The organism is Streptomyces sp. NPDC001536 (assembly GCF_042894505.1).
GTDB lineage: Bacteria > Actinomycetota > Actinomycetes > Streptomycetales > Streptomycetaceae > Streptomyces.
Genome location: NZ_JBIAVQ010000019.1, coordinates 103643 through 118231, shown reverse-complemented (window position 1 = coordinate 118231; position 14589 = coordinate 103643). Strand labels below are relative to the sequence as shown.

The following is a 14589-nucleotide window of genomic DNA, read 5'->3' as shown; positions in this document are numbered from 1 at the left end:
CCCACACTCGATACGGTCGCGCTCCGCCGTGTGCTTGCCCAACCATCCTCGGAGTGATGCGCCATGTCGCTCATACCTCAACTCCCCGCGTCTAGAACTTTGATTGACATGCTGCTGGGTGGCGACTCGGGCGCCCCCACCGAGGCAACCGAAACCCTATCCCCTGAAGATATGGCTCGCCGCAGGAAGGCTTGGCGCTCTTCCGAAGAGTATTCCAGACTTAGAAAACTGCGCGGAAAAATCTTCTTTGGGATCATTCCGGTTGCCGGGCTCGGAGTGCTCGCATACTGGCTCTACACCGGAATAATGACGCGCCCTGACGCCCTGAGATCTGCGGCTGCCGGTGTAGGCATCTACCTATACGGGACACTGCCCCTATTTCAAATCAATAGAAAGCGGGCCCGACGAGAGTTTCTCGACAGGGTGATCCTTGGGGAAGCCCTTGACGAACTCAGGCAAGCCGAAGCAGAAGCCAGCGAATCTGACGTGACATTTCAGTCCCTTTGGTTCGCCACCCAGAAGCGCTTGGACTACTATCACAAAATTGCCACCACGCAGGCTGAGCGCAGCTTTCTTTACGGGCAAGTTGCAGCCAGCGTAGGATTCCTAATCCTGCTTGCAGCCGCCGCATTCGCCGCATTCGCAAAGAATGCGACAGCATCCGTAGTGGCTGGCGCCCTAGGAGCCACGGCAGGCGGCATTGGCGCTTACCTGGGTTCAACCTTCCTTAAGATGCAAGAGCGGGCATCCACGCAACTGAGCGACTACTTCACTCAGCCACTGGAGTTTTCCAAGTACCTAGCCGCAGAGCGTTTGCTCTCGTCCCTCGACGGGCGAGACAAATCCCTCGCAGTACGCGACATAATTTCGGCAATTTCTGGCGTACCAAGTGGTGAAATGCAGCAACCCCAAACAGAAGGGGATCAGAGCGAGAACACAGAGACGAATTAGATCCTATCCTGCGACACTGCTCGCCATAAATCTTCACAAATACCTGAAGGTCAATCTCCGTAGTTCTGCCGTTCGCGCAGGCGGGACGTTGCCGCCTGAATCTTCCAACGAAGCCTGACGAGGCGGGCTCGCAATCCGTATTCGGGCTCGACGAGGATGACGCGGCCAAACTCCGGGCCGACCCCTGACGGCAGGATGGAATCGAGGCGAAGGGCACCGCTACCGACGATGAGAACGGAGTTGATCCGGGCTTGCGCCCGATAGCGCTCGATCTCCGCAGGGTCGTCAGGCTCATCCGGGTGGGCCTCGATCTTTCGTGATGGGCCGCCGGCGGAGTCGGGGGCCCATCACGAAAGATCGAGGTTAGGCCCGTCTACGGCTGGAGTAGCCCGATCCCGTCCACACCTCGTCCTGACCTTGGTAGATCGGCCGTCCGGCGTCCGATGGAAGGACGAGTGGGCGAATCGGGGCCGTGTCAGATAGACGGCCAGCGCACAGTGACAACTACGGAGTCTTCCTCCGCCTGCCACGAGTGATCAATCCCGGGCCCCCACACCACATAGTCGCCCTGCTTCTCCAACGTGACGCTGCCCACGCTGAGGTCAAGCCGGAACTTGCCGCTCACGAGAAGGAGCATGGCGGTTCGCTGATCATCGCCAACCCAGTCCGGCCGCTGCTCGCCAGCCGGATGGATGCCCCACTTCACTTCGAGCGCCCCCGTCTGGCGTACTGCGCTCTTGGCGGGGTCGATGAAGTGCCCCAGAAGCCAGCCGCGGTGCTGGTCTGCATCGGCGCCTGCGTTGCCCGTATACCAGTTGTCAGCCATGACCTACCACTCCAATTTGATAGAAGGCATCCGAACACGCTGCCCGCCAATTTCAGCAAGCCGCCGACACCCTTGAGTGAACGCGAAGAGACCTTCATTACTCCAGCGCGGATCAAGCGCCAACGACTCCAGGCGCGCAGTATCTAGGCTGGAGTAACGATGGAGTCCACTCGATTCCCAGTTCGCTCTAACTTGCCCTCCATACCTGACCCACCACTCTTCGTCATCAATGACGATCAGGTTCGCGAACTCATAATTGCCGCTTACGAGGTTTATCCCTACAGCCGTGGACTCCATCCGCCAGGCATCACTGTCTGATCGGTCCATGAGCCAACGCATGGGAGCAGACAGAAGGCTGGGGTGCATTGGATCAGCGTGAAGCTGATCGCTGACAGTAGAGTCCACATCGGTCCGCCCGAAGAGCTCCTCCTCCATCTCTCGTTCGATCGTTGCCGAGAAGTGAGCGTCCTCGCCGTAGTCAGCCATCGGCCCGTGGAACGCCTTAGGGATGACTGCCAAACGTCGGTTCGCGTTGAGCACACTGCCCGACCGCTCTTGAATCAAGAGCAGGTAGTCAGGGTCATGGCCGCGTCCACGTGGCCGCGCGATCGCGGTTAGGGCCAATGCTCCGCCCGCGCAAATACGGCCACTGAAGTCCAAGACTGTCGCCACGTCAGGGAGAAGTTCGTTTCGTATCGGCATGACTAACGACCGGTTGGATTCATCGCTGACGATCGACCGCATCAGCTCATTCTCCAAGAGATTGAGCGTCAAGGCGAATTGAACAAAATCGATGACACCCACACTGCCAGATATAACCCCACCCTGAATATCTAGGGAAGTAAGACTGTAGATCTCAGAGTTGACGATCTGGCTTCCCTTTTCGATAGATTCAGCCAAGCTTCGCGCTGCTTCTTCCGCCACGCTTTGGCTAATCTTCATTTCACGCCGTATGCCGGAGTGAAATTGGAAGTGGCCCTGCTCACTGCCCAATGGCTGCGCTAGGTCAAGCCATGCATCTTGCGTCAGGATCGTCGTCGCAAGTACCTGATCGGCTAGCCGGGCCTTGTACGGGCGCCATTTGCCGAACCCTGCCTGGTAATAGCGCCATGCAGCCGCGGCGGCCTGTTCCCGAGTCACCTGGGCGAGTCGCTGGGCCTGCACTTCCACAGTGCGGGGGTCCAAAGCGGCAAGTTCTTCCGCGACTCGCTCTCGCGCGCTTGTAGGTGCCCACGTAAAACTCGATTCGAGCCAGGACAGAGCCGCTGCAATGTGGGGGTCTTTCGCTAAACGGTGCTGCGCCGGCCTCTGGCTACCTGCGGCGGCATGCTCGCCCTCGACTCGTTGCTGATTCCCGATCAGCAGAGCAAACCGCCCTTTAACGTCACCTTCCGCCTGAAAGAGCAGCGTATCCAAGGCGCGCTGAATCTCCGCCGTTGGGACCAAGTTCGGGTTAGCGCTCCATGCGGCGACAGTCCTGACAGATGTGCCGAGACGGCCCGCGAATCCCTCGTTTGTGTCACGAAACGCCCTCTTCAGTGCACTGGCGTTCTGGCCGGTCCACGCCTCAACGACGTCCAACGTACCCCCTGGTGTCAGCGGCCTGCACTGCGGCTGCACTCTGGCTGCACTGTCACTTCATTTTGTTTTCTCGATACGCACGATTGACTTCTCTCATGAACAAGCGGAAATCCAGATCGTCAAGATTCAGAGATCATCACGCTGACTCACACCGCCTTCGAGACGGCTGAGTCGCTCTTTTACCTCTTCGAGCTCTGTGCGCAACGATGCGAGCTGCTCAGCCAGGCTTTCACCTTCGTTCGCTCCGCTCGAAGCGACCTCGTTTCGGGGAAGGACAAAAGTCCCCTTCCCGCTCACGGAAACGATCAGCTTTTCCTGCTGTAGCACTTTAACGGCGTCATGCACCGTCACTTGCGCGGTTTCGTAGTGCTTGGCCAGGGACCGGAGCGAAGGAAAACTCTTCTGCTCAAATTCGCCAGCTCGAATTCGCTGCCTCAGGTCTTCTGCGACCTGGAGGTGCAGTGGGCTGGGGGCATCTCTGCTGATCGGCACACGGCCACCGTACCAAGGTCACCGAAACCGCACTAGGGCGCATCAACGGAAGGGCTTGACGGGCCTTTCGTGCGCTGTCACAGTGATGTGCATCAGGGCGCCCTAGGGCGCATTGATAAGAGTGGCGAGCGCCTCGGCCACTCCTCTCCCTAGGGCTTTGACCTGGGAGTTTGCTCGACCCCGCCGGACCCGCTTACACGCGGTTCGAGCGGCAGGGGAGACGTAAAAGTCCGTCGTCTTCACGGAGTGATCGGTGTCATCGGCTAAGCCGCTGGTCTGACCCTCGGGCGCAGTCCCAGGGATCGGATCACGGGGACCCCGGTGGTTGGGCTGCACCCGGTCCATGACACCCGGAAGGGATGGGCGATCCACTCAGCGAGTGACGACTGAGTGGCGCGGTCACCGACGCGTCGGCCAAGCGGAAGGGAGCAAGGCGCGTACGGAGCCGTGAGACGACAGTGACGGGCTTTCCCGTCACTCGTCATGCGGGCAGGGCGCCGGCGTCAACGTCGGTGGCCTGCCCGTTTGATGAGCACTTCGAAGGTTCCACCCGCACCCGCTCCGGTGCGGTTTCCCCTTGTTGCGGCGCGCGTCTGTCGAGGCATCTCCGGGCGCGTGGTGGCCGCTCCACTGTGAGGAGAGATCCCCTATGAAGTACATCGTTGCCGGTCATCAGGCCCTCTCCGACGCGGAGTTCGCGGAACTCGCGCTCGGTACCCCGGTGGAACTGTGGCTCGGGGTGGAGGGCGAGAGCGAGGAGGAGCGCGCGGCCCGCCTGGACGCGGCGCGTGACATCCTCGCCGACCCCGAGTACCGCAGCCTGCCCGACGACCTGATCCGCCTGGCCGCACGGGTGGTGGAGGACCACCCGGACCTGTTCAACGTGGTCCCGCTGGCCCGCCCCGCCCGCCGCCGCGTTGTGCGCCGGGGGGTGGCGGCATGAACGAGGGTCTGACGCTCGATGACCTGTCCGTGCCGCTGCGGGCGCTGCGCCTGCTCGCCGTGGACTTCGGGCACCAGCCGGCGCCGTGGGTGCGCGTGGACACCGTCTATCCCGACCGGTTGGAGTTGTCGTTCCACGGCGACCTGGCCGGCTTCGAGGCGTGGCGCGAGGCGTTGGGCATCGCCCCGGACGCGGTGGTGCACGCCACGCAGGGCGGCGGCCGCACACGCGTCCTGGAAGCGACCGCGGAGTTGGCGGGCGCCGTGCTGACGCTGACCGGCTTCGCCGAGATCCCCGCCCCGGAACTGACCGGAGCGGCGGCCTGATGGCGGGGGCGTTCGGCAAGTGCTTCGACCCGACCGGTGCCCGCTACGGCATCCCCACCTACCTGTGGCGGTACGCCCCGGACGGGTTCGCGACCAGACGGCAGTTACGGGCCCGCGGCCTGCGCCCCGGCGGTCAGCCGGTCGCCGCACAGGTGCTGCGCCCGCGCTACCGGCGCGGCCCGCTGGTCGCCTATCTGTATCGGCTCGACAAGGCCAAGCCCGTGCGGCCCATGACGGAGGCGAAGCGCCGGGCGCTGGAGTGCGCGATGCGGGCCCGCCGTACCTGCCCGCAGTGCCGCAACGACGCCGGATACGTCATACCCGCCTCGCTGGGGGTGTGCGTCCCTTGCGCCTACCCCGAGGGCCAATCGCAAGAGATGGAGTGAGGACATGGACTGGAAGGCAGCACAGGCTGCACTTCGAAGGGCGGCTCACTGGAGTCTGCCGGCCGGTCTGACCGGCCTGTCCCTGGGCTGGACCGTGTACGCGGTGGGCGAGATCCTCTCCCGCCAAGCCCCGGAGCCGCTCGCCTACACGGTGGCCGGGATCTATGACGCGGTCTGGCTGTACGCACTGGCCATGGAGACCGCGCACCGCCGCCAGGGCTCCAAAGCGACGCTGCCCGCCACGCTGGGATGGCTGTTCCTCGTGACCTCGGTCGGGGTGCTGTTCACCCACGGTCTGCTGTACGCGTCGGCGGTCGTGGCGGTCATCGGCGCGGTGGTTCCGGCCGCCGCCAAGGCGACGCTGATCATGGCGGTGGAGCGGGAGGCCACCCGGATCTCCCCCGCGGCGCAGGCACAGATCGACGCGGTCCGTAGTGCGACGCGGGATCAGGTGGCGATCGGCCGCGCGGTCACCCGCGCCAAGGCCGACCGGCACACGACGGCCGCCGCGCTGGAGCGCGAGGACCGCAAGGCCCGCGGCAAGGCGCACAAGGTGCGCCACGAGGCAGCCGAGAAGCTGACGAAGCTCACCCAAGAGCACCCGGCCACCGACCTCCCCGAGGAGGTTCCGGCGCTGTTCTCGGATGAGGACCTGGCCCGGGTGCTGGGCCAGTGGACGGACGGGGGCGTGTCCCCTGCCGTGTCCCCGGGTGTGTCCCCTGTGTCCCCGCAGGTCGGCCCCGTGTCCCCGGCGCCGGAACTGACCGGCTCGCCGGGTGAGGGACACACCCCGCTCGACTGGGACGCGCTGGCCGACATGGCAGCCGTGGCCGGGGTCGACACCCCGGAGCCGGGTGAGTTGCTGAGCGAGGAGCAGCTCACGGTCGTGCTGCGGTGGCTGCGTCACTCGGAGAACCCGCCGTTGTCCTACCGCAAGGCGCTGGCTGCGTACCGCGCGGTGGGGTTCTCGGCGAAGGAGGAGCGGGTGCGCAAGGCGTACGCCGCGCTGATCGACGCGGAGGACGCACAGCCGTAAGCCGGCGTCCGGCACACATCAATGAGGGCCAGCCCACGGCAATTGGGCTGGCCCTCGTTGCGACTGCCGGAAGCAGTCGAGCACCAGTGAAGCAGACCCGGTGAGCCCCGGCGAGCGGCACCTTCGCAGACCCGGCGTGCAGACCCGGCGAGCCTCAGCGCACGGTCCGAACTCCCATCCTTTGAAGGGGACTTCCTGGTGAACCGCGCATCCGCAACCCGCCGCTGCCTGCTCCTGACCGGCTTCGCCGCCGTCACCACGCTGGTCGTGGTGATCGGGGTCCGCCTGTCCGGCTACGGCGTGTCTCTCGTGCTCGTGCTGGCCTGCGCCTTCGCTCTCCAGTCCAGCCTGACGAGCCTGCTGTTCCACCTGGTCGACGCCCTGTCGTCGACCACGCACCGCTGCTCCCGCCCCGGCTGCGACTTCCACGTCCGCCTGACCAGCGTGGACGCCACGGAGAACCGCCGCTGGCAGGAGATCGCCGCCAACCACCCCCACCGCACCGCCTGACAAGGAGGCTTCGCCATGCCCAGTCGTACCCGTACCCGCAAGGTCAGGACCGCCGCCGGCGTCCACACCGTCCAGCTCCCGCGTCAGCGCGGGCGCCGCGCGCAGCCGTTCGTGGTCGTCGTCCCCGAGCACCCCTCGCTGACCCGCGAGGCGCTCGGCTTCGTGGGCCGCGGTCTGTGGGTGGCCCGTCACGCGCTCGCCCCGACCGGCATCGCCTTGCTCGCCCTGGTCCTGACCGGTCTGTTGCACGTCATCGCCTGGTGGTCCGCTCTCGTGCTCGCCCCCGCGGCCATAGCGCCGCTGGTGTGGTTCGCCGTCGTGCAGCGCTCCCGTCCCGCGGGCCGTTCCACGCTGGCTTGGCGCATCGCCCTGGCCGTCTTCGCCACCCTCGCGTTCACGTGGGCCGCGTTGGCTGCCGGGTTCGGGCCGTGGGCCGGTCCGCTGCCGCTGCTCTGGCTGCTCACCCTGATCGTCGCTCAGACCGCGTGGCTCATCGTCCGCCGCACCCACTAGCTGAGGAGCCCCTGTGGCAAACAACCGTTCCGCAGCCAGCCAGGTTCGCGACTTCTCGAACCGGCAGGCAAGCCAGCCGTTCACCAATCCCCGGCGCAACGGCGGTGCGAACCCGCAGAACAAGGGCGCCAAGTTCACCAACGCGGGCGCCGCGGTGGGCGGGTTCGTCGGTGCGATGGGCGGCTCGTTCGTCCCGCCGATCAACGTCACCGTCAACAACAACCGCAACCGGAGTCAGGGAGGCGGCGGCCGGTCGGGCAACCAGTCCCTGTTGCCTGCACCGGAGTTCACCTCCCCGGCGCAGGTGCGGAACTACTGCAACACCCTGAGGGCGGCCGGCGTGACGCTGTCCATCGAGGTGGCCATGGCCGCCGAGATCCTCGACAGCGTCCTGGCGGCCGTGCCCGACCCGGAAGGGCGCGCGTTCGGTTCCCGCATCCGGGCCCGGAAGGTGACCCGCAAGCTGCGCAAGTCCGCCGACTGCCTGCGCGATGCCGCGAAGAACGCCGCCGCCTGCTACTCGGCCTTCCAGCAGGAGTTCGAGGAAGAGATCAACCGGGTCCGTCACCGTGCCCGCCGCCCCACTCAGCCGGTCATGAACTGGGACCAGCAGTAAGGAGGGTTCACCCGATGGCCCGCAATCGAACCAGCACGATGACCTACCCGGACGGCATGCCCGGCTACGTCATGGACCCCCACGGCGGACCCGAGAACGGCACCGTCCGCGCGTACCTGCTGCACAAGGCCAAGCCGCATCTCCCGCCGTGGCTCGGCTGGGCCGGTACCGGTCTGGTCGGGGCGGTGGGGCACTGGCGGTGGCCGGACAACGCCGCCGCCGGCGTCGGCCTCACCCTCGCCTCCGTGGCGCTGACCGGCGTCACCTGGTGGGCGGGCAAGAACACCAGCCAGCAGCGCCGCCTGCACTCCGCGGTCACGGTCGCGTGCGGCTCTGCGTGGGTGACCGCCGCCTGCCTAGCGGGCCCGACCGCCGGGCCGGTGGACGACCTGTACCTGATGGGCGGGCCCGCAGTCGCCCTGTCCTGGAACATCCGCATGGGCCTGCGCCACAACACCGACGGCACCCCGGGCAGTTCGGACGGGGGCCTGCTGGAGAAGGTCGGGTTGGCCCGCGCACAGATCGGGGCGGCCAAGGTGGAGCCCAACCGGGTCACTGCGCCCCTTGCCCTGGAACCGGGCGAGCAGACCAACGACGACGTCACCAAGGCCCTGGCCAAGATCGCGTCCGCGCTGGACCTGCCGAAGAACGCCATCCGCTACACCCCCGACCCCGAATCCGAACGCCGCGGGCAACTCGTCATCGTGCCGGAAGACATGCTCGCGGAACTCGTCGACTGGGAAGGGCCGTCCAACCTGGGCGGCTCGATCGCCGAGCCTCTCGTGCTCGGTCGGTACGACGACGGCTCGCTGCTCGTGATGTGGCTGCCGGGTGACCCGGAGGCGGGCCGCAACTCCACTCACGGCTTGATCGCGGGCCAGTCCGGGTCCGGCAAGGGCGATGCCGCCCTCAACCTGCTCACGGAGATCCTGTCCCGTCGGGACGTCATCGTCTGGTTCTCCGACCCCAAGGCCTTCCAGGACTTCGCACCCCTGCGGGCCGGCCTGGACTGGGCCGCGGAGGGCGGCTCACAGACCGAAGTCTTGGTCGCGGCCGTAGAGGCGGTCATCCCGGCGCGTACGGGGTGGCTCGGTGCCCACGGCTACCGGCAGTGGGTTCCCGAGGCGGCCGAGGTGCAGAACGACCCGCAGCACTCGTGCAGCACGGACGGGCGCGCGTGCGGATGTGCGGGGATGCCGTTCCTGGTGGCCTGGTTCGAGGAGGCCGCGAACACCTTGCGCAACCTGGGAGATGACGCGTTCACCGGCATCGCCCAGGAGGCACGCTCCGCGGGCGTTTCGCTGATCGTGTCGTTGCAGCGTCCCTCCTACGACCAGATGTCCACCTCCACCCGCGCCTCCCTTCCGTCCGTGATCGCGCTCGGCTGCGACCCGCGCGACGAGGGATTCTCGCTGCCGGAGACGGTCATCGACGCGGGCGCCCACCCCGGGGCGTGGGCCAACCGGCGGCCGGGCTACTGCTACGTCGTCTCGCCGGGTATCGACGAGGCCCGTTACCCGTCCCCGGGCCGCACTCAGCGGTTCACCATCCGCGCCGTGCCGGTCATGGAACGCCTCGCCGCATGGGCACAAGCCAACGGCGCGGTAGCCGACCCGGTCACCGCCGGCGCGGCCTCTTCCGTGGCCGGACGCGCCTACACCGGCCGCACCCCCGCCACCGACGACGACCGCCAGCACGGGACGGCGCTGCGGGCCGTCCGCGACGAGGAGGACGACATGGACCACCCCGCGCCCCTGGTCGACCCCGAGGACGCGGACATCGACCCCGAGGCCGAGCTTCCCGAGCCGGGGGAGGGCGACGACGCCCCGATCTTCGGTGAGGAGAGCGGCCGCAAGCCGTCACCGGAGGAGGCGCGGCGGTTGTTCGCCGATGCGCTGGCCGAGTTCGAGGACGCGGGGCAGATGATCGTGGGCCCGAAGGACTTCATGGACTGGTGCGACCGCAACAGCCTCTCCCGCCCGTGGGTGTCCGCCCGCCTCAAAGAGGCCGCGATCGAGGGCCGGTTGGAGGCGACGAACGCCACCGGGCGGTGGCGCATCGTCCCCACCCCGCGGGCTGCCTGACACCCGCCTGACGCCTGACACCGTCACGGCCCCCTGACACCCAAACCCCTAGGCAAACCCGCTGTCAGAAACGCGTGACGCCCCTTCGTGACACCCCCTGACACCTGACGCTGACACCCCACCCGCACGGGCCCACACCACACGTTGGTACGGGCCCGCGGCCTACCCGAGGGAGCCCTGATGCCCCACCACCCGCCGCCGGGGATCATCGCCCCGCACATCCCCGCCGAGACCTACCACCACGCCCGAGCCACCGGCGCTCCGGTCGTCATCGTCGTCCAGAGCACCACCCACACCGGCCGCCCGCTGCGCCAGTACCTGTACCCCATCGCGGTCGCCGGAGCCGGAGCCATCGGCATCTTCGGACTCGTCGCGGCACTCCTGGCCCTGCTGGAGTTCGCCGCCCACACCGCCACCGTCATCGCCGGCGCCGCCGGACCGATCGGCGTCGGCGGCATCACACTTCGGCTCGCCCGCTCCAAGTAGCCGCCCCGGCTGTTCTCCAGCCGCTGGACGGCGGTTGCGCGCGCGGCCCCGCCGACGCGCGGACACGACCCGAACCGCCCCGATCCCCGAGGCTGCCCCGCGCCACCACGCCCACCGCCTCACTCCCTCCACCAAAAAGCACGGGGGCAAAGGGGCCGCAGAGGGGATGTCTGCCCCCCGACCACGCCATGGCCGGGCCACTCACCAGCGAAAACATCCGGTGGCTGAATCGGGCACCGCAACGCATGGCGCAACACCGGGCGCTACCCCTTGGCGCAGCAGATGGCGCAACCCATGATGCCGCCCGCGGGGGTGGAGGTTGGCCGGCCGCAGTGACGACAACCCGGCTGATCAGCCGCAAAGCTACAACAACCGCACCCACAGTCCCTGTTGCCTCAGGAGAGGACTGCCATGGACGACGACGAACCCTACTGCGACGACTGCGCCGCCTACGGATGCCCCGGTCACCGGACGTGTGACCAGTGCTCCGACGACGTCTGCAACGAATGCGGCGGCTGCGCCTGCCCCGAGACCTACTGCCCCGGCTACATCGCCCACTACACCGGCGCCGAAGCCTGAACCCGAGGGAGACATCAGCATGTCGTTCGGAGAGACCCCGATCACCATCGTCGGCAACCTGACCGGCGACCCGGAACTGAAGTTCACCGACGGCGGCGCCGCGCTCGCAAAGTTCACCATCGCCGTCACCCCGCGCACCTTCGACCGCGCGTCCAACGCGTGGAAGGACGGCACCACCGCCTTCTACCGGTGCGCCGCGTGGCGCACCCTGGCCGAACACGTCGCCGACAGCCTGAAGAAGGGCTCTCGCGTGGTGGCGTCCGGGCGGATGCGGCAGCACGACTGGAAGACCGACGAGGGCGAGAACCGCTCGATGCTCGCTGTTGAGGTCGACGACATCGGCGCCTCGGTCCGGTTCACCACCGTGACCATCAACGCCAAGCGCGCCGCGCAGTCCGGCCCTGCCGGCGACGACCCGTGGGCCGCAACCAACGGCACCTCCGGGAACGGCGCGGACGCCGAACCCCCGTTCTAGCTGTGCCAAGGGCGGCCCCCTACGTCTCGCCAAAGCCGCGGGGCCGCCCTTGTCAGCCAGTCACCATCGAAGGAACTGGAGACATCCAGCATGACTCATCGCCGTATCCATCCGCGACTGCCCGACGGCACCGAACGCGTCACCGGCATCGCCCTCGAACCGCACCCCGACGGGAGCCTGACGCTGGCTCTGGTCGCGGTCGGTAGGCCGCTCGAACTGACCGCTCACCGCTTCTTCCTCGACCGTCACGTCACCTGGTCCCTGATCCACGCCGTGACCGTCGGCCTGGACGGTGTCCAGGACCCGGGCCCGGTCCCGGAGATTGCCGCGTTCTTCGCCGCGGTCGATTCCGGCGACCGGGCCGCCGTCGAGGCCGCGTGCGACGGCATCAACGACCGCGTCCTGGCCCTGTGGACGGACGGGGGTGCCGCAGCATGACCCACCCCACCGACATCCGGCGAGCGCCGGTCGTGTCCCGACCTCTCAGGGCGGTAGACGCACCCTCGCCGAAGAGCCTCCTCGACGGCATCGTCGAGCTGTTCCGCGGACCCGGTGGCTGGGCTGAGGGCCTGCGCATGCTCGGTCTGGCCGACATCGGCCTGGAGTTGGACACAGCGGCGTGCCGGACCGCGCACGCCGCCGGTCACACGACCGTCCAGACCGACGTAGCCGCCTACCCGACCGCCCCGTTCAAGGACCGCATCGCCGGGCTCATCGCGTCGCCGCCGTGCCAGGCCTGGTCCCGCGCCGGCAAACGCGGCGGGCTCGCCGACCAGGCGCTCGTGCACCAGGCCGTTCACGACCTCGCCCACGGCCGCGACACCCGCGCCGAACTCCTCACGCAGTGCAAGGACAAGCGCAGCCTGCTGGCTGCCGAGCCCGTGCGCTGGCTGTACGACCTGCGCCCCGAGTGGGTGTGCCTGGAGGAAGTCCCCGACGTCCTCCCGCTGTTCCAACAGATCGGCGCCGTGCTGCGGACCTGGGGCTACAGCGTGTGGGTCGGCATCCTCAACGCCGCCGACTACGGCGTGCCCCAGACCCGCCGGCGCGCCATCCTCATTGCCTCCCGCACCCGCCCCATCACCGCCCCGCCCCCGACCCACAGCCAACACGACCACGGCGACGTCCTGTTCGGCGAACGCCTCCAGCCCTGGGTGTCCATGGCCCAAGCCCTCGACTTGGCGGACGGCCTCACCGTCAACACCCGCGGAGACCGCCAGAGCGCCGGCGGCAACGAGTTCCCCGCCGACCGGCCGTCCTGGGCACTCACCGAGAAGACCCGCTCATGGGTCCTGCACACCAACCGCAACCAGAAGCCCGACGGCACCAGGCAGACCGCCGACCCCTACGCCGGGCCCGCCCCCACCTTCACCGTCAAAGCCGGCGGGCAATGGGTGCTGCGCCACAACAGCCAGAAGAACGCCACAGTGAGGCCGACCAGCGAGCCCGCCGGGACGCTGTTCTTCGGCCACCACTGCAACAACGTCTCCTGGGAGAACGAGGAAGCAGAGTCTGTCCGCATCACCGTCCAGGAAGCCGCCGTTCTCCAGTCGTTCCGGCGCGACTACCCCTTCCACGGCACCAAGACCAAACAGTTCGAACAGATCGGCAACGCCGTCCCGCCCCTGCTCGCTGCGCACATCGTCTCGATGCCCACCGGCATCCCGGTTCGCTCGGCCTTGGAGGCGGCGGCATGAGTGAACCGCCGATCGTCGCCCTGGAGACCCTGCATCTGCTCGCCGCGGCCCTGCTCTCGGCCGAGCGCGGCTGGCCGGTCATCCCGCTGCATCCGGGCACTAAGCGGCCCGCCGGGCACCCCGAACGCGCCTGCCCCGGCACCGGGCGCTGCGAGGGCGGCCACCGCACCCCTGAACAGCGCGCCACCACCACGCCGAAGTTGATCCATGCCGCATGGACGCAGAAGCCGTACAACGTGGGGATCGCGACCGGACCGGCCGGCCTGCTCGTCATCGACCTGGACGTCCGGAAGCCGGAAGAGCCAGAAGGAGCGCCTGACGGCGCCACATCTTTCAAGGCGCTCTGCGAGCGCGCCGGCGAGCCGGTCCCGCTCACCTACCAGGTGCGGACCCCCAGCGGAGGGCGGCATCTGTACTTCACGGCCCCCACGGACGGGCGGTTGAAGAGCAGCGTCAACCGGCTCGGGCCGCACATCGACACCCGCGCCTGGGGCGGCTACGTCGTCGCCTCGGGCAGCACCACCCCGGAGGGCGCCTACGAGGTCGCCGAGAACGCTGTCGTGGCCAAGCTGCCGCCCTGGCTGACCGCGCTTCTGATCGAGCCTGCCAGGCTCGCCGAGCCACCCGCCCTCGCCCCGGTGCGGGACGGCACCAAGGCTGCCCGCACCGCACTGGAGCGGGAATGTGCGGTCATCCGGGCGGCCACCGAGGGCGGGCCCAACGGCCGCAACAACACGCTGCACGAGAGCGCGTGCAAGGTGGCCCGGTTCGTCGCCTGGGGACACATCTCCCGCCACACGGTGGAAGAGGCAATCCAGGCGGCGGGGGAGTCGACAGGACTGTCGGCTGCCGAGTGCCGCACCACCATCCGCAGCGCCATGGAGTGGATTCTCACCCACGCCACGCCGCGGGAGGCCGCGTGACGGCCGCCCGATCCCCCCGCCTGGATTGCCCCTCTCCCGCCCTCGACGGCCCGCACGACGCCCAACCGGCGTGCGGTGAGCCGGTGGTGGGCGGCCGAAGGGGCGACGCCGAAGGCGTCCTTTCAGCCCCTCCCACGGCTCAGTGCAGCCCGCGCATGCACCACA

At 67.9% G+C, this 14589-nt stretch carries 18 protein-coding genes; 15 read left to right on the top strand and 3 right to left on the bottom strand.

The features are described 5' to 3' along the window. Positions 1 to 108: 108 nt before the first annotated feature. Positions 109 to 951, top strand: coding sequence for a hypothetical protein (locus ACFY0U_RS39015; RefSeq protein ID WP_388644251.1), 843 nt, complete (start codon positions 109 to 111; stop codon positions 949 to 951). 475 nt (positions 952 to 1426) lie between these two features. Here ACFY0U_RS39015 and ACFY0U_RS39010 read toward each other — a convergent pair whose 3' ends face one another. From ACFY0U_RS39010 to ACFY0U_RS39000, 3 genes are all read right to left on the bottom strand, one after another. After that, positions 1427 to 1777 (bottom strand): signal peptidase I, encoded by a 351-nt coding sequence (locus tag ACFY0U_RS39010; protein ID WP_388644249.1) that lies wholly within the window; start codon positions 1775 to 1777, stop codon positions 1427 to 1429. Between the two features lie 3 nt (positions 1778 to 1780). Continuing rightward, a complete protein-coding gene (locus ACFY0U_RS39005; protein ID WP_388644246.1) occupies positions 1781 to 3358 on the bottom strand; it encodes a hypothetical protein in 1578 nt (525 codons plus the stop codon). Between the two features lie 126 nt (positions 3359 to 3484). After that, entirely contained in the window at positions 3485 to 3850 is a 366-nt protein-coding gene (locus tag ACFY0U_RS39000) for a GntR family transcriptional regulator (RefSeq protein ID WP_388644244.1), read from the bottom strand. Positions 3851 to 4499: 649 nt separating this feature from the next. On the opposite strand from ACFY0U_RS39000, the gene ACFY0U_RS38995 reads away from it, so the two are divergent. The 14 genes from ACFY0U_RS38995 to ACFY0U_RS38930 all read left to right on the top strand — a co-directional run bounded on the left by ACFY0U_RS38995 (position 4500) and on the right by ACFY0U_RS38930 (position 14424). Beyond that, the gene (locus tag ACFY0U_RS38995) at positions 4500 to 4793 is read left to right on the top strand and encodes a hypothetical protein (protein WP_388644242.1); all 294 of its coding nucleotides are present in this window, start codon (positions 4500 to 4502) and stop codon (positions 4791 to 4793) included. Continuing rightward, positions 4790 to 5119 (top strand): hypothetical protein, encoded by a 330-nt coding sequence (locus tag ACFY0U_RS38990; protein WP_388644240.1) that lies wholly within the window; start codon positions 4790 to 4792, stop codon positions 5117 to 5119. The genes ACFY0U_RS38995 and ACFY0U_RS38990 overlap by 4 nt, the downstream gene beginning before the upstream one ends. Then, on the top strand, positions 5119 to 5505 hold the full coding sequence (locus ACFY0U_RS38985) for an RRQRL motif-containing zinc-binding protein (protein WP_388644237.1): 387 nt from the start codon (positions 5119 to 5121) through the stop codon (positions 5503 to 5505). Before ACFY0U_RS38990 ends, ACFY0U_RS38985 begins: the two co-directional genes overlap by 1 nt. A gap of 4 nt (positions 5506 to 5509) precedes the next feature. Next, positions 5510 to 6541 (top strand): hypothetical protein, encoded by a 1032-nt coding sequence (locus ACFY0U_RS38980; RefSeq protein ID WP_388644235.1) that lies wholly within the window; start codon positions 5510 to 5512, stop codon positions 6539 to 6541. Between the two features lie 198 nt (positions 6542 to 6739). Continuing rightward, on the top strand, positions 6740 to 7051 hold the full coding sequence (locus tag ACFY0U_RS38975) for a hypothetical protein (protein WP_388644233.1): 312 nt from the start codon (positions 6740 to 6742) through the stop codon (positions 7049 to 7051). Positions 7052 to 7066: 15 nt separating this feature from the next. Further along, on the top strand, positions 7067 to 7564 hold the full coding sequence (locus ACFY0U_RS38970) for a hypothetical protein (protein WP_388644231.1): 498 nt from the start codon (positions 7067 to 7069) through the stop codon (positions 7562 to 7564). Positions 7565 to 7577: 13 nt separating this feature from the next. Continuing rightward, positions 7578 to 8180, top strand: a complete 603-nt coding sequence (gene traA, locus ACFY0U_RS38965) for a plasmid transfer protein TraA (protein WP_388644228.1) — start codon at positions 7578 to 7580, stop codon at positions 8178 to 8180. Between the two features lie 56 nt (positions 8181 to 8236). Further along, the gene (gene traB, locus ACFY0U_RS38960; RefSeq protein WP_388644360.1) at positions 8237 to 10264 is read left to right on the top strand and encodes a plasmid transfer protein TraB; all 2028 of its coding nucleotides are present in this window, start codon (positions 8237 to 8239) and stop codon (positions 10262 to 10264) included. A 180-nt stretch (positions 10265 to 10444) separates the two neighbouring features. Beyond that, positions 10445 to 10750, top strand: coding sequence for a hypothetical protein (locus tag ACFY0U_RS38955; RefSeq protein ID WP_388644227.1), 306 nt, complete (start codon positions 10445 to 10447; stop codon positions 10748 to 10750). Between the two features lie 411 nt (positions 10751 to 11161). Further along, positions 11162 to 11329 (top strand): hypothetical protein, encoded by a 168-nt coding sequence (locus tag ACFY0U_RS38950; protein WP_388644226.1) that lies wholly within the window; start codon positions 11162 to 11164, stop codon positions 11327 to 11329. Positions 11330 to 11348: 19 nt separating this feature from the next. After that, positions 11349 to 11804, top strand: a complete 456-nt coding sequence (gene ssb / locus ACFY0U_RS38945) for a single-stranded DNA-binding protein (RefSeq protein ID WP_388644224.1) — start codon at positions 11349 to 11351, stop codon at positions 11802 to 11804. Between the two features lie 90 nt (positions 11805 to 11894). After that, positions 11895 to 12242: a hypothetical protein gene (locus tag ACFY0U_RS38940; protein ID WP_388644222.1), complete on the top strand. Its 348-nt coding sequence runs from the start codon at positions 11895 to 11897 to the stop codon at positions 12240 to 12242. A 137-nt stretch (positions 12243 to 12379) separates the two neighbouring features. Continuing rightward, positions 12380 to 13501: a DNA cytosine methyltransferase gene (locus tag ACFY0U_RS38935; protein WP_388644357.1), complete on the top strand. Its 1122-nt coding sequence runs from the start codon at positions 12380 to 12382 to the stop codon at positions 13499 to 13501. Next, a complete protein-coding gene (locus ACFY0U_RS38930; protein WP_388644220.1) occupies positions 13498 to 14424 on the top strand; it encodes a bifunctional DNA primase/polymerase in 927 nt (308 codons plus the stop codon). Before ACFY0U_RS38935 ends, ACFY0U_RS38930 begins: the two co-directional genes overlap by 4 nt. Positions 14425 to 14589 lie beyond the last annotated feature (165 nt).